We start from the raw sequence: 12,412 nt of genomic DNA, 5'->3' as shown, positions 1-12,412 counted from the left end.
CCCTGTTTGCTTTTCTGTCTGCTGATCTTGGAGGTTAGCGATCGCAATTAATGCCTGTTATCGGAGATCGCTACAATCTCAGCTTACCAATAAAGCTCTCTAGCACTGCCGAAGGTGCGCTTGTATTTCAGTTGAGATCATTGGTTACACGTTTGGGGAGAATCGCTTTATCAAGGCTAAAGAGGAGTGGGGAGTGAAAGATATTAGACAATACTGCTCGTTTAAGAATTTTAAACTGGAATTTGGTTTGGGGAAAAGGTTAAAGGGTAAGGGTTAAAGGTTTTTTCTTTCCCCTTTCCCATTCCCCTTTTCCCCTTAACAGCTATGCAAAGGAACCGACACTCACAGGTTCAGGAGCAGGCGCATTTGCAGTGAACTGGTTTACTGGACGAGGTAAACCGAGATTTTCGCGCAGGGTACTGCCTTCATACTTAGTACGAAATATTCCTCGGCGTTGCAGTTCGGGAATTACTAAGTCTACGAATTCCTCTAAACCTCCAGGTAGCCAGGGTGGCATAATGTTAAATCCATCAGCCCCACCATTGACGAACCAATCTTCTAACTGATCGGCAATATGTTCTGGTGTTCCGAGAATCGTTCGATGTCCCCGCGCTCCTGCAATCCACAAATACAGTTGCCGGATTGTTAAATTCTCTCTGCGGGCAAGATCGGTAATCAGCTGCAAGCGGCTTTTGCCACCGTTGGTATCTGGCAGATCCGGCAGAGGCCCATCTAGGGGATATTTGGACAAATCATGGCCACCCACTAGCCCAGAAAGCAGCCCCAATCCTACCAAGGGATGGATCAACTCCTGAAGTTGCTCATATTTATCCTTAGCTTCTTGCTCGGTCTTACCAATTACCGGGAATACCCCTGGCATAATTTTAAGATGGTCAGGGGAACGTCCGTATTTAGCCAATCTCCCCTTGACGCTGGCGTAGAAGGCTTGAGCTTCTGCCAATGTCTGTTGTGCAGTAAAAATCGCCTCTGCTGTTTGGGCAGCTAAATCCTGTCCAGCCTCGGAAGATCCAGCTTGTACGATTACTGGATATCCCTGTGGTGGACGCGCTACATTGAGCGGTCCGCGCACCGAGAAATATTTGCCTTTATGGTGGGGAATATGCAACTTATCTGCATCGAAGTAAATACCTGACTCCTTATTATGGAGAAAAGCATCGTCTTCCCAACTGTCCCAAAGTTTGGTGACAACATCCACAAATTCCCTCGCTCGTTCATAGCGTAGCGAGTGTTCTAGGTGGTTTTCTTGGCTGAAATTCTGCGCTGCGGCTTCAGCAGCAGAGGTTACAAGATTCCATCCGGCACGACCACCACTGAGATAATCTAGTGATGCAAACTTGCGGGCGAGATGAAAAGGTTCATCATAAGTTGTTGATGATGTTGCCACTAATCCGATATTTTCTGTCACCGCAGACAGAGCCGACAACAAGGTTAAAGGTTCAAAGTGGACGCTGAATTGTCCCGAACGGCTAAAAGCCTCAGTCCCTTGCCCTCGATCCCAGACGGCTAAACCATCTGCGAGGAAAAGCATATCAAATTTACCCCGTTCAGCTGTTTGTGCCAGCTGCTTGTAATGTTGGAAGTTCAGACCTCCATCAGCCGGGGTGTTGGGATGTCGCCATGCTGCGACGTGATGACCACTACCGGGTAAAAATGCTCCGAGTTTAAGTTGTTTTTTTGTACTCATGTTTGTATTTGCAAAGTCGTACTTATAGTTTGAAAAAATCTGGTAAATAAATTAGGAAATCTTGGAAAGATATTTCAGTGGCATCTACTAATCTGTCATGTTTAAATTGATAGATAAGCAAGTTCGTAGTAAGGACTAAAGTCCTTACTACAAACCCTCAAAACTAGCTTGACAAAGTGCTATTTTGAGTCTCCATCCAAAGTCAATGGAAGGTTAAGCCAGCAAAGGGGAGTGGGGAACAGGCAGCAGGGAGAGTGGAGTTGAAAGACTCATTAACGGAGTTCAAAGACTCATTAACGGAGTTCAAAGACTCGTTGGCGAGTATTAAAGACTCATCCGCGAGTATCAAAGACTCATCCGCGAGTATCAAAGACTCATCCGCGAGTGTTAAAGACTCATCCACGAGTATTAAAGACTCGTCCACGAGTATTAAAGACTCGTCCACGAGTATCAAAGACTCATCCACGAGTATCAAAGACTCATCCACGAGTATCAAAGACTCATCCACGAGTATCAAAGACTCATCCACGAGTATCAAAGACTCATGCGCGAGTATCAAAGACTCGTTCACGAGTATCAAAGACTCATCCCCTATTCCCAATGCCCCATGCCCAATGCCCAAGTATTATGCAGCCACCGCCTCACGTCGGTTGTACTCAGAAGCATCTCCCTTGATAGCCTCACTTTGTTTACCATCGATACCAACTGGGAGATCGCCGACAATTGTGACGCGTTGAACGTGGCGGGGCTGATCGCCGTAATCTGCGATCGCATAATGTTGAGTAGCCCGGTTATCCCAAAAGGCTACGTCACCAACTTGCCAACGCCAACGCACTGTATTCTCTGGACGTGTTACGTATGCTTGTAACAGTCGCAGAATATCATCTGATTCAGTTGTTGATAAGCCACGGAACTGGCGCACAAATCCGCCGATGAATAGTCCCCGCTCTCCAGATTCGGGATGGATGCGTACAACTGGGTGTAGAGTCTCGTATACAGTCGAGGTAAAGACAGCTCTGTGAGCTTTGACATCTTCAGGTAGGTCGAATCCAGTTGCATAGTCGTAGGCGTTGCTGTGTACTGCCCAAAGTTCGTCTGCCAGATTACGTAGATGGGTAGGTAAATCTTGGTATGCAGTCACGGAGTTTGCCCAGATCGTATCGCCACCAGTTGGCGGAATATCAAGCGCTCGTAATATAGAACCGAGAGGAGGACGGTCTACAAATGTTACATCGGTATGCCAGTTATTGGCGCGGGAAGTAGTGCGGCCATAGTTCAGGTCTAAGACTTCTGGGTTTTCTGGCAGCGATGGTACAGTGGGGTGGGCTGTAGTAACTTCACCGAAACGACGAGCGAAGGCTACCTGTCCATCAGCATCCAGTTGTTGCTGATCCCGGAAAAAGATCACTTTGTGTTTGACTAGAGTCTTGCGAATATCGCTGATGATGTCATCGCTGAGGTTAGAACTCAGATTAACACCAATAATTTCAGCACCAATACGTCCTGCAACTGGTTTGATATCAAAGTATTGAGAACCCATGTTTTTATCTCCAATAAATTTATGTTTGGGACTAGCCTTTTCAAGTTGGATGAAAATTTGCCTACAAGAAACTCCTCTTTAACCTCTTAACTCTGTGTTCTCTGTGCCTCTGTGGTTAAAGAAAAGATTTTTTAACCGCAGAGACGCAAAGGCGCAGAGAGAAAAAAGAGATTTTACAAGTCACCTTGAAAGGACTAATGTTTTTACTTAGGTCGTCAGCAGTTAATTAATTTTGGATTGAAGGAAAATCTGCTGATTTCTAATTCCTTTCATCTGCTAAATACCAGGAGTAGAACCGCCATCAACGATAATCTCTGTTCCTGTAATCGATGCAGCTAGATCCGACACCAAAAATAACGCTAACGCGGCAATTTCTTCTGGTTGGGCGATTCTTTTTAAAGGAATACTTTGGATGTTTTGTGCCTTCACTTGCTCGACGGTGATGCCTTGCGCTTGGGCGTTTTGTCGAGCTAAAGTCTCGGCACGCTCAGTAGCTGTAGCACCGGGCGATATGGCATTAATGCGAATCTTGTACTCGGCTAACTCTTTAGAAATGCCCTTTGTAAAGTTGAGTAGAGCCGCATTGCTTGTACCACCAGCTAGGAAGTTAGGGCGAGGTGTACGTCCTGCACCGCCAACTATATTGACAATCCGTCCATCACCGCGACTTTTTTGATGGGGGACGACGGCTCTAACTAAGCGGATGTAGCCCAATAATTTTAAGTTCCAAGCATCCAAAAATAAATCATCAGTGGATTCAAGGAAAGATCCAGCACGGGCTGAACCAGCGTTATTAATTAAGATATCAATCTGATTAAACTGGGCTAATGTTGTGGAGACAACTTTCTCAACATCCTCTGCTTTCGTTAAATCAGCGCTGATGGCAATAACTTTAGCGCCTGGGGTGGGTAGGGACTGGATGTCAGCTACTGCATTTTCTAGTCTTTCTTGATTGCGGGCTGCGATCGCAACATTCACACCTTCACTATAAAGGGCTTTGGCAGTAGCTAACCCTATTCCTGCACTTCCTCCTGTAACAATCGCGGTTTTGCCTGATAGTTTTAGTTCTAAACTCATACAAATTTACCCTCACAAATGTAAGTAATTTATTTGCGAACCAATAATATTGCCGATTGAGAGCCTGTATTGTGGATATCCTTGATTGCAGCAAAAAAGAAAATTAGTCTCTATCCAGAAATGAGTGCATAAAAATAGAATTAATTACGAATTATTCGGTAATACTTCAGTTGGAAATGTGCAACACAGCCTTACCAGGAAAACGCCTGTCGAGTAGTTGTTGGGCTACGTCAGCTATTTGTGTCCAAGAAGCTTCTAAATCAATGTGAGGATGCAACTGACCAACTTCTACTAGACTCAAAAGTCGTTTTAGACCGACTGCGGCTGATTCAAATCTCAATTCATCGAACAGACGTAAACCATACAGGCTAACGCTACCAGTCCCGAAAAATTGGGCAGCGTTGAATGTCACTTCTGCTCCCCCAGATACTCCATACAGCACAGTTTTTCCATCTTGTGCCAGTAAGCCAAGGGCTACCCCCAAAGTCTTACCACCCACTGACTCTATAATTAGATGATAGGGGCCATACTCACTAGCAGGTGAAAGGTCTTCGCCAATCACTACCGATTGTGCCCCTGCTTCTCTAACCAAAGTTTCATAGCCAGGTTGACGAATATGTGCTGTTACTTGCGCCCCTGACAGTTGCGCCAATTGAATAGCGAAGTAACCAACGCCTCCTGATGCACCTGTAACCAGAACTGGACGACCTAAAAGTGAACCACCTTTTAGCACTGCATGATACGCGGTTAAACCCGCTACAGGTAGGGTGGCAGCTTGAGCAAAAGATACCGATGGCGGCAGTTCTGCTAAGGCGTTAGTAGGAACAGATACAAGTTCCGCCCAAGCACCGGCGCGGCGTAAGCCAACTACACGCGCTCCTTGGGGAGGCCCAGACCCATCAGCCGCAGGGATTTCCACTACACCTGCCAAGTCCCAACCAGGCTGCCAACCAGCCTCAGCAGTGGTTGAACGTTTTATTTCTCCCCGATTCAGAGAAATCGCCGCTACCCTGACTAGAGCTTCATCTGGGGCAGACTTTGGTGCATTCACTTCAGTCAGTGCCAAACGCCCTGGCACATTGGGGTCAACAATCACAGCACGTATTTTGCTCATAAGGTTGCCCTGGCTTAGAGATTAATTTCTAGTTCGTTGGTTTGCAATGTACTGTCTGCAATAGATAAACTCGATAGATTAGTTATTTATTCTTAATTCCAAATCCCTGTAACTAGATTAACGAAATTTTATTAACTACGGTAACACAATAGGTTTACAGTATTTTTGGAACGTAAGAAGAAAATTATCACAGACAGCCAGAATAATCAAGCACCTGGCAAAAAGATTTGTTGCATCAATGCTTACATCTATTGCTGTGTTGTAAGCTAGTCCCTGTCAACCTCCACCTCTTACCTGGCTGTATGACTAGCTGCTCTCCAACTGTCTCTAGATTTTGCTAGGTAATATGGGTAAATTCAAAATTCAAAACTTTTATATCTTTGATCTAATGAAACTCAAGCGTTATTTCTGGATAACTATTTTAACCATTACTACATTATTAGTTGCTATTTTACCTGCTAGAACTCAGCAACATACACCATCAAATACCCTGTTTCAAGCATCAACAATTAGCGCTCTTGCAGTAGGAATTTTTGACGGTGATACTAATTTTCAGCAGTTGAGAAAACACGGTAATTTTGGTTTGGGGACAGTAAATGCTCTAGATGGTGAAATGGTTGGATTAGATGGCAAATTTTACCAGATAAAAGCTGATGGAGTTGCTTCTGTTATTCCTGATTCAATGACAAGCCCTTTTGCTACAGTCACCTTTTTTCAACCAGAAACATTAATTAATCTAGAAGGGCGGATGAATTATAAACAATTGCAGCAATATTTAGATCAGCGCTTACCAACTAAAAATTATCCTTATGCAATTCGTATCCAAGGTAATTTTCCTTATCTAAAATTTAGAATTCCTCCTAAACAAACTCCACCTTATCGTTCTTTAGCTGAAGCACTAAAAGAACAATCAATTTTTGAATTAAGGAATATCAATGGCACTTTAGTCGGTTTTCGGACACCTGAATATATGCAAGGAGTAAATGTTAATGGCTATCACTTTCATTTCATCGCTGCAAATCGCACAACTGGAGGGCATATCTTAGATGGACAATTTCAAAATGCTAAAATAGAAATTGATCCTCTATCAAACGTTGAGATAAATTTGCCCAAGAGTGCTGAATTTGTGCAAGCTGATTTGGGAGATAACAAACCTGTTGAAGTCAACAGAGTTGAACGTAAGTAAATATTTTTGAATAAAAGCTATGTCACTACCAGAAACTATTGCAAAACAAACGGATGCCCGCCCACCTGTGGCGATTGGTCATGTAAGATTATATGTGAATAATGTACCGGAGGCTAGCGATTTTTTCGTCAAGATAGGACTGCGGTTGATTACCCAATCAGAACAATTAGCTGTTTTGGAATTACGGGGAGGAACGCACTTAGTTTTGAGAACAAGTTCAGAGGCGATCGCACCTGGAATAAATGCACCTTTTGATCTGATGGTAGATGATGTTGTCGCCACCAGAGATACTTTTAAGAAGTGGGGACTGACTGTTTCTGAGATCGAAACAGGCAGAATCCACAGTTCATTTAACTTAACTGGGCCGGATGGCTATTTATTGACAGTGACTTCTTCACACACAGGCGGTAGAGAAGTTTAACAATCAAAGAGAAAGGTCTTAGCCGTCACAATTGGGTGTAGTGCGTAATTGGTAGCGATGCCTACTACGGCGTGCGCCAACGCACTATCTTAGCGACGCAACCCAATTACCCGCTCTAAGTCTGCTCCTGTAAAAATTGCATCGGTAACATTAGCATTGGTCAAATTTGCATCTTCTAGATCAGCTTTCGTAAAATTAGCTTTGCTGAGGTTCGCTCCCGTCAAATTTGCCTTTCCTAAGTCTGCATCAGTTAAATCAGCGCCACTCAGGTTAGCATTACTCAGATTAGTTTCATCTAAGTCAGCGTCAATTAGGATGGCATTACTTAGATCGACTCCGTTGAGGTCGGCTTTATCTAGGTTAGCGCCTCGGAGGTTACAGCCTTGACATTTTCTGGTGGATAGAAGCTGTTGAACTGGATCGCTTGTCGCAGTTACAAGGGTGGGAGGGGTTGGAACACTCTCTGAATTTTGCTGATTTGTTTGTAGAGGTGTAGTTGGAGCGGGGGCTAGATTTGGTTCTGCCGCTTGTGGTTGTTCCGCTTTAGAACATCCCATTACAACTCCTACTGCTAACATAGCGATCGCAGTTAGACTAATTTTTTTCTTTACAGCTACAGACTTCAATTTTCGATCAACCTCTTCTACTTTACATCAATTCTTAATTTAGCAATTCAGGCAGTAATGCCAATCTATCTTAAGTTTAAAAAAATGATAATTTAGCTTGTTAGTTCTGGGTTAGCTCACAAGATGAAAATATACTCTCAACGACTCTGTTTAGAACCACTAAAACCGCATCATGCCGAACTGCTTTTTGATGGATTACAGAGTGAGAGTATATATAACTTTATCGAAGATGTACCGCCACAAAGTGTTGAATCGCTTCGCGATCGCTACATGGTATTGGCACGTCGTCAATCACCAGATGGTACGGATATTTGGTTGAATTGGGCTGTCTGGTCTTTTATCGAAAAATGCTACGTTGGATATGTTCAAGCAACAATTACTGTAGATAATGGTGCAATCATTGGATATGTATTTTTCCCTAATTTCTGGGGAAAAGGTTATGCACGCGAAGCAGTGAATTGGATGATTAGTTATTTAGTTGAAACCTACAAAAATATTGATTTTTGCGCTTACGTTAATGTCCAGAACCACCGTTCTATTGCTTTATTGCATAATCTGGGATTTGTCCGCTCAACATTTTTTCCAAATATTGAGTCTAATCAAGATGAATTTAAGCAGGAAGTACAGTACCGAAAAGGCTGATAGATAATTAAATTCAGATTATTGGTTTTACAAATGCACAACAATTTGCATTTATTAACACCAGGTTTGCACAACATGACCCTTCAACTCTTGTCCTAACCAAGGTGTATTTTGTGAAAGTGTATAAAGACTTTTTCGTTCAACTTTCCAGATTTGCTGGGGGTCAAATAAAGTAAGTTCAGCTGGTTGATGAGGTAGAATTGCACTGACTTCTTGCCCCAAACATTTTGCTGGACTGGTACTTAATGCCCGCCATAATTCTAAAGCTGTAAATTCCTCAGTTTCAACGAGATATTGCCACAACAAAGGTAATGCTAATTCTAAACCAATTGCTCCTGGAGGGGCTTCGGCAAAGGCTTGGACTTTTTCTTCGTAGCTGTAGGGTGTGTGATCGATAGCGATCGCATCGATCACACCTGCACGTACCCCCGCACGCAACGCCGCGACATCACGCGGATTTCCTAAAGGCGGGTCTAAATGCAAGCTAGTGTGATAACTCTTAACTGCTTTTGTATCAAGTAAAAGGTGCATCCAGGTGGTGCTGGCGGTGATGGGTAAACCAGCAACTTTGGCTGAGGCGATTAATTCCACGCTGCGAGATGTGGAGACGCGCATGATGTGGACTGGTGTACCGATGGCGGCAACCAATTCAAGCATAGCTGCGATCGCAGTAGTTTCTGCGCTGGCGGGTATTGGGGGTAAACCGAAACGGAGTGCATCTGGCCCTTCTCTCATTACACCATTTGCAGTTAACTGGCGATCACTCGGCCAAAATGCGACTGGTTTGCCCAACGGCTGGAGATACTCTAACACTCGCCGCACCAGCGCCAAATTTTCAAAAGGCTTACCATCGCTAAAACCAACAACTCCAGCAGACGCTAAATCTGCTAATTCTGTCATTTGGTTTCCAGCAACATCCAGGGTGATAGCACCCCAGATATTAAGCAGGGGGAGGCGAGAGGCAGGGGTGGCAGGGGAAACAGGGAAAGACAAATTAATTTTCTTTTTCTCCCTTATTTCCTTCATCTCGCCGCGTCTTTTCTCCTGCAATTGGGTTACAAGTGCAGGGTTATCAATAGCTGGGGATGTATCGGGTAAGATGCTAACTCTGGTAAAGCCGCCAGCAGTAGCAGCGTGTAAAAAAGATAATAGGGTTTCCCGTTCTTCAAATCCTGGTTCACCGGAGTGGCTATACAAATCCACTAACCCAGGGCCGAGAACTAATCCCTGACAATCTCTAATTTGAGTATTGGGATGAATATCAGCAATGTGCGAAGCCACTTCTTTGATATAACCATCAGCAATCAGCACATCAAAGAGTTCGTCGATTTCAGAAACTGGGTCAATCACCCGTACTTTTTGCAGCAGTTCAGTCATAAAACTTTTTAGTTAGGAGTTAAGAATAAAGTTAGGAATTAGAAGTTATAAGTTATGAGTTAGGAGTTATCAGTTATTTGTTCCTTGCTCATCATTTTTAACTTTATTCATCACTCATAATTTTTAACTCCTAACTTTATTTCTAATTCCTCGCTCCTAACTCCTAACTTCTTTACAATGCTCCTGCTGCTGTTTTATCTAGTACGCCTCCACCAAAGTGAGTGGTGATGTTCATCGCTTGCAATACTGGTAAACCATTGATTCCAGAAGGGTAGTCGATAACGCTGACTGCGCCATTACCCTGGCGGAAATTCCAGAAATTTTCTAGCGATAAACCCAGAATATGACAAAGTAGAGTTTTATTTGTAGCGTCATGAGCTACTACTAATACAGTTTTGAATTGATTGGTTAATGCTGCTTCTACAATTGATTGCCAAGCTGCAACGCTGCGTTCCCAAACCTCTTGTAAATTTTCCCCTTCAGGCATTTGCACTTGGGCGGGTACTAAGCGCCAGCGCTGCAACTCTCCGGGAAACTCTTGTTCTATTTCTGTTTCTAATTTTCCTTCCCAGAGTCCATGACTGATTTCTCTTAAACCATCTTGCAAGTCTAACTTTACATTAGGATGCTGTTTTAAGATAATTTCTGCTGTTTCTTTCGGGCGCAGCATTGTGCTACTTACTGCAAAATCAATCGCTACCTCTTGCAGAAATTCGCCTGCTTTTTGCGACTGTTGTCTACCGTTGTCGTTGAGGGGGACATCAATTTGTCCTTGAAACCGGGTTTGGCGATTCCAGTCGGTTTCGCCGTGACGCACCAGCAACAACCTGACTCCTTGATGATCTGGCCGTAATGAGGGTAAAGTTTCTCCAGTATGTTGGGTCTGATTTAAAGATTCTAGCTGGACTGGTTCGCCCAATCCCCCAGCAAAATTAAGTACACTGATGCCACAGTTAGATTGCTGGATTGAATGGTAGCGACTTGCAGGGATTCCCAAAGCTGTGCTAATCAGGGCGCGATTAATGCCGTTATGTCCCACTATCAGAATAGTTTCGCCTTGATGCTGAGACAAAGTTTCTTGCCAAAACTGCCGCGCTTGTTCGTATAAAGCAAGAACAGGAAAATGTTCTCTTGTTCCTTCTGCATCATTAAGCAGCATCCGCAGTTTGTCTGGGCGTTGATGCCAAGTGCGATAGTCTTCGGCAAATTTTTGCTTAACTTCAGCAGTTAGCAGTGCTTCCCATAAAGGAAGGTCGATTTCTAGTAGCAAATCAGAAACTTGAATTACAGCAGATTGTTCAGAATGAGTAGCTAACTCACTATGAATAATATCTGCTGTGTGTTTTGCTCGTTGCAGAGGACTGCTGTAAATAGCATTAAATGAAATATTGCTGAGGGCTTTGCCAGCTTTACTGGCATCGTTACGACCTTTCTCGGTTAATGTTGACGCATCAGTGCGTCCCTGAATACGCCGCTCGGTGTTATAACCACTTTGACCGTGGCGCACAATGATGACACGAGTCATCTCAAAGCCCTCCTGTATCTAGACGATTAATTTTACTGCAAAATGATTGCAGAATTACCGACTCAGGAAAGGGGATTTAGTTAAAAGGGTAGTTAGGAATCGCAACTATACAGGCAAAACCTACCTCTGTGCGTTTTAAACCCTCAATTATTTCCTTAATCAGCCACGCCAGAGGGTGTGTTATGCCGCAATACAGTTCAGTTAAGCATCTCTTTCTTCTCTCTGCGTTCTCTGCGCCTTCTCTACGAGACGCTGCGCGAAGGCGGTTCGTTAAAAAAATGACTTTGGTAAAAGAGTTTTAGCCTTAACTGAACCGTATTCTGTTATGCCGTAGGCTAACGCACCGTGAATTGTTGATGGTGTGTTGCGCTATGCGACAACACACCCTACATGAAAGCTTAATTACAAATTACGAACTTGTATTGAGCGCAGCCGAAATATTACGAATTACGAATTATTTACACCTGATTATTCTCTCCCTAAATCTAACTGTACTTGCAATCCATCATTGTCATTGCCAGACTGAGCGGGTGTTAAGAAAACAGAAGTGTCTGGCTGTGATAATGTCTCGTTAAAGTGGATTTTGACTGGAGTTTTGTCTGTTCTATTATTGTTAGAGATTGTTGATGGATTAGTTTGCTCAAAAAACTTTCCAAAGTCATCTTGGGCTGTTCTATTATCAATTCCGACTAGAGAATCACCAGTTAATCTGTATTGTCCTGAATTTAAGCTTGATGCTGGTGACTGGGCGTACACCTGGCTTCCTAAGCTTGTAAAAGCTGCGGTAATTCCCAACAAAGCAATAATTTTGGCGTTCATTTTTTTGTCCAAATTATCTTTAATATTGCTTGTCTTTATTCTCTGGGCAAATTATTTTAATTAACTCTATCGTTAGGTTCTACTACAATAATTGTATTGCGTATATACTTGGCTCGTCAATTATTTCTGCTCTATGTTGATAGTAATACATCTTAATTTAAGTAAGTTGGCGTAAATAATTGTCGTTGGGATAAGGCAATAGGTAGAAGGGTTTTATACCAATTTAATGTGAAGCTGCACTAAATGAGTAACTCTCTATTCTTGGCGTACTTGGCGGTTCGTTTAATATTCTGTTCATCTTCATACAGAATTGGTATTAGGCTAATTCATTTTTCTTTACATAAACCTCGTCTACTTTGAAAACCGTAGTTTTGTAGTAA

At 43.2% G+C, this 12,412-nt stretch carries 11 protein-coding genes; 3 read left to right on the top strand and 8 right to left on the bottom strand.

The genetic code is table 11. The features are described from left to right. Nucleotides 1–322: 322 nt before the first annotated feature. The 4 genes from ACFFRD_RS11755 to ACFFRD_RS11740 all read right to left on the bottom strand — a co-directional run bounded on the left by ACFFRD_RS11755 (nucleotide 323) and on the right by ACFFRD_RS11740 (nucleotide 5,436). A complete protein-coding gene (locus tag ACFFRD_RS11755) occupies nucleotides 323–1,705 on the bottom strand; it encodes an LLM class flavin-dependent oxidoreductase (RefSeq protein WP_392481603.1) in 1,383 nt (460 codons plus the stop codon). Nucleotides 1,706–2,330: 625 nt separating this feature from the next. Continuing rightward, a complete protein-coding gene (locus tag ACFFRD_RS11750) occupies nucleotides 2,331–3,245 on the bottom strand; it encodes a TauD/TfdA family dioxygenase (RefSeq protein WP_179072732.1) in 915 nt (304 codons plus the stop codon). Nucleotides 3,246–3,521: 276 nt separating this feature from the next. Further along, entirely contained in the window at nucleotides 3,522–4,322 is an 801-nt protein-coding gene (locus ACFFRD_RS11745; protein WP_392481602.1) for an SDR family oxidoreductase, read from the bottom strand. A 166-nt stretch (nucleotides 4,323–4,488) separates the two neighbouring features. After that, nucleotides 4,489–5,436 carry a zinc-binding dehydrogenase gene (locus tag ACFFRD_RS11740; protein WP_392481601.1) on the bottom strand — a complete coding sequence of 316 codons (948 nt, stop codon included), beginning with the start codon at nucleotides 5,434–5,436 and terminating at the stop codon, nucleotides 4,489–4,491. Between the two features lie 388 nt (nucleotides 5,437–5,824). On the opposite strand from ACFFRD_RS11740, the gene budA reads away from it, so the two are divergent. Together budA and ACFFRD_RS11730 are read left to right on the top strand one after the other, a co-directional pair. Further along, on the top strand, nucleotides 5,825–6,622 hold the full coding sequence (gene budA / locus ACFFRD_RS11735; RefSeq protein WP_392481600.1) for an acetolactate decarboxylase: 798 nt from the start codon (nucleotides 5,825–5,827) through the stop codon (nucleotides 6,620–6,622). Between the two features lie 19 nt (nucleotides 6,623–6,641). Further along, nucleotides 6,642–7,043, top strand: coding sequence for a VOC family protein (locus ACFFRD_RS11730; protein ID WP_392481598.1), 402 nt, complete (start codon nucleotides 6,642–6,644; stop codon nucleotides 7,041–7,043). A gap of 89 nt (nucleotides 7,044–7,132) precedes the next feature. On the opposite strand, the gene ACFFRD_RS11725 is transcribed toward ACFFRD_RS11730, so the two are convergent. Further along, the gene (locus ACFFRD_RS11725; RefSeq protein WP_392481597.1) at nucleotides 7,133–7,669 is read right to left on the bottom strand and encodes a pentapeptide repeat-containing protein; all 537 of its coding nucleotides are present in this window, start codon (nucleotides 7,667–7,669) and stop codon (nucleotides 7,133–7,135) included. Nucleotides 7,670–7,792: 123 nt separating this feature from the next. Here ACFFRD_RS11725 and ACFFRD_RS11720 point away from each other — a divergent pair, with 123 nt between their 5' ends. Further along, complete coding sequence (locus ACFFRD_RS11720; protein WP_392481596.1) at nucleotides 7,793–8,311, top strand: GNAT family N-acetyltransferase; 519 nt, start codon at nucleotides 7,793–7,795, stop codon at nucleotides 8,309–8,311. A 54-nt stretch (nucleotides 8,312–8,365) separates the two neighbouring features. Here the strand turns inward: ACFFRD_RS11720 and ACFFRD_RS11715 are convergent, their stop codons facing one another. From ACFFRD_RS11715 to ACFFRD_RS11705, 3 genes are all read right to left on the bottom strand, one after another. Further along, the gene (locus ACFFRD_RS11715; protein WP_392481595.1) at nucleotides 8,366–9,688 is read right to left on the bottom strand and encodes a dihydroorotase; all 1,323 of its coding nucleotides are present in this window, start codon (nucleotides 9,686–9,688) and stop codon (nucleotides 8,366–8,368) included. 172 nt (nucleotides 9,689–9,860) lie between these two features. Next, on the bottom strand, nucleotides 9,861–11,213 hold the full coding sequence (locus ACFFRD_RS11710) for a histidine phosphatase family protein (RefSeq protein ID WP_392481594.1): 1,353 nt from the start codon (nucleotides 11,211–11,213) through the stop codon (nucleotides 9,861–9,863). 468 nt (nucleotides 11,214–11,681) lie between these two features. Then, nucleotides 11,682–12,032, bottom strand: a complete 351-nt coding sequence (locus ACFFRD_RS11705) for a hypothetical protein (RefSeq protein ID WP_193947408.1) — start codon at nucleotides 12,030–12,032, stop codon at nucleotides 11,682–11,684. Nucleotides 12,033–12,412: the final 380 nt, after the last annotated feature.

Source organism: Nostoc sp. C110, from assembly GCF_043099725.1.
Lineage (GTDB): Bacteria > Cyanobacteriota > Cyanobacteriia > Cyanobacteriales > Nostocaceae > Nostoc > Nostoc muscorum_A.
The sequence above is the reverse complement of the archived record's forward strand: the minus strand, read 5'-3'. Positions and strand labels throughout refer to the sequence as shown.

Bases quoted from the DNA above. Each gene is read 5' to 3' on its own strand.
- ACFFRD_RS11755 (WP_392481603.1), bottom strand. From the start codon at position 1,705: ATGAGTACAAAAAAACAACTTAAACTCGGAGCATTTTTACCCGGTAGT.
- ACFFRD_RS11750 (WP_179072732.1), bottom strand. From the start codon at position 3,245: ATGGGTTCTCAATACTTTGATATCAAACCAGTTGCAGGACGTATTGGT.
- ACFFRD_RS11745 (WP_392481602.1), bottom strand. From the start codon at position 4,322: ATGAGTTTAGAACTAAAACTATCAGGCAAAACCGCGATTGTTACAGGA.
- ACFFRD_RS11740 (WP_392481601.1), bottom strand. From the start codon at position 5,436: ATGAGCAAAATACGTGCTGTGATTGTTGACCCCAATGTGCCAGGGCGT.
- budA (WP_392481600.1), top strand. From the start codon at position 5,825: ATGAAACTCAAGCGTTATTTCTGGATAACTATTTTAACCATTACTACA.
- ACFFRD_RS11730 (WP_392481598.1), top strand. From the start codon at position 6,642: ATGTCACTACCAGAAACTATTGCAAAACAAACGGATGCCCGCCCACCT.
- ACFFRD_RS11720 (WP_392481596.1), top strand. From the start codon at position 7,793: ATGAAAATATACTCTCAACGACTCTGTTTAGAACCACTAAAACCGCAT.
- ACFFRD_RS11715 (WP_392481595.1), bottom strand. From the start codon at position 9,688: ATGACTGAACTGCTGCAAAAAGTACGGGTGATTGACCCAGTTTCTGAA.
- ACFFRD_RS11710 (WP_392481594.1), bottom strand. From the start codon at position 11,213: ATGACTCGTGTCATCATTGTGCGCCACGGTCAAAGTGGTTATAACACC.
- ACFFRD_RS11705 (WP_193947408.1), bottom strand. From the start codon at position 12,032: ATGAACGCCAAAATTATTGCTTTGTTGGGAATTACCGCAGCTTTTACA.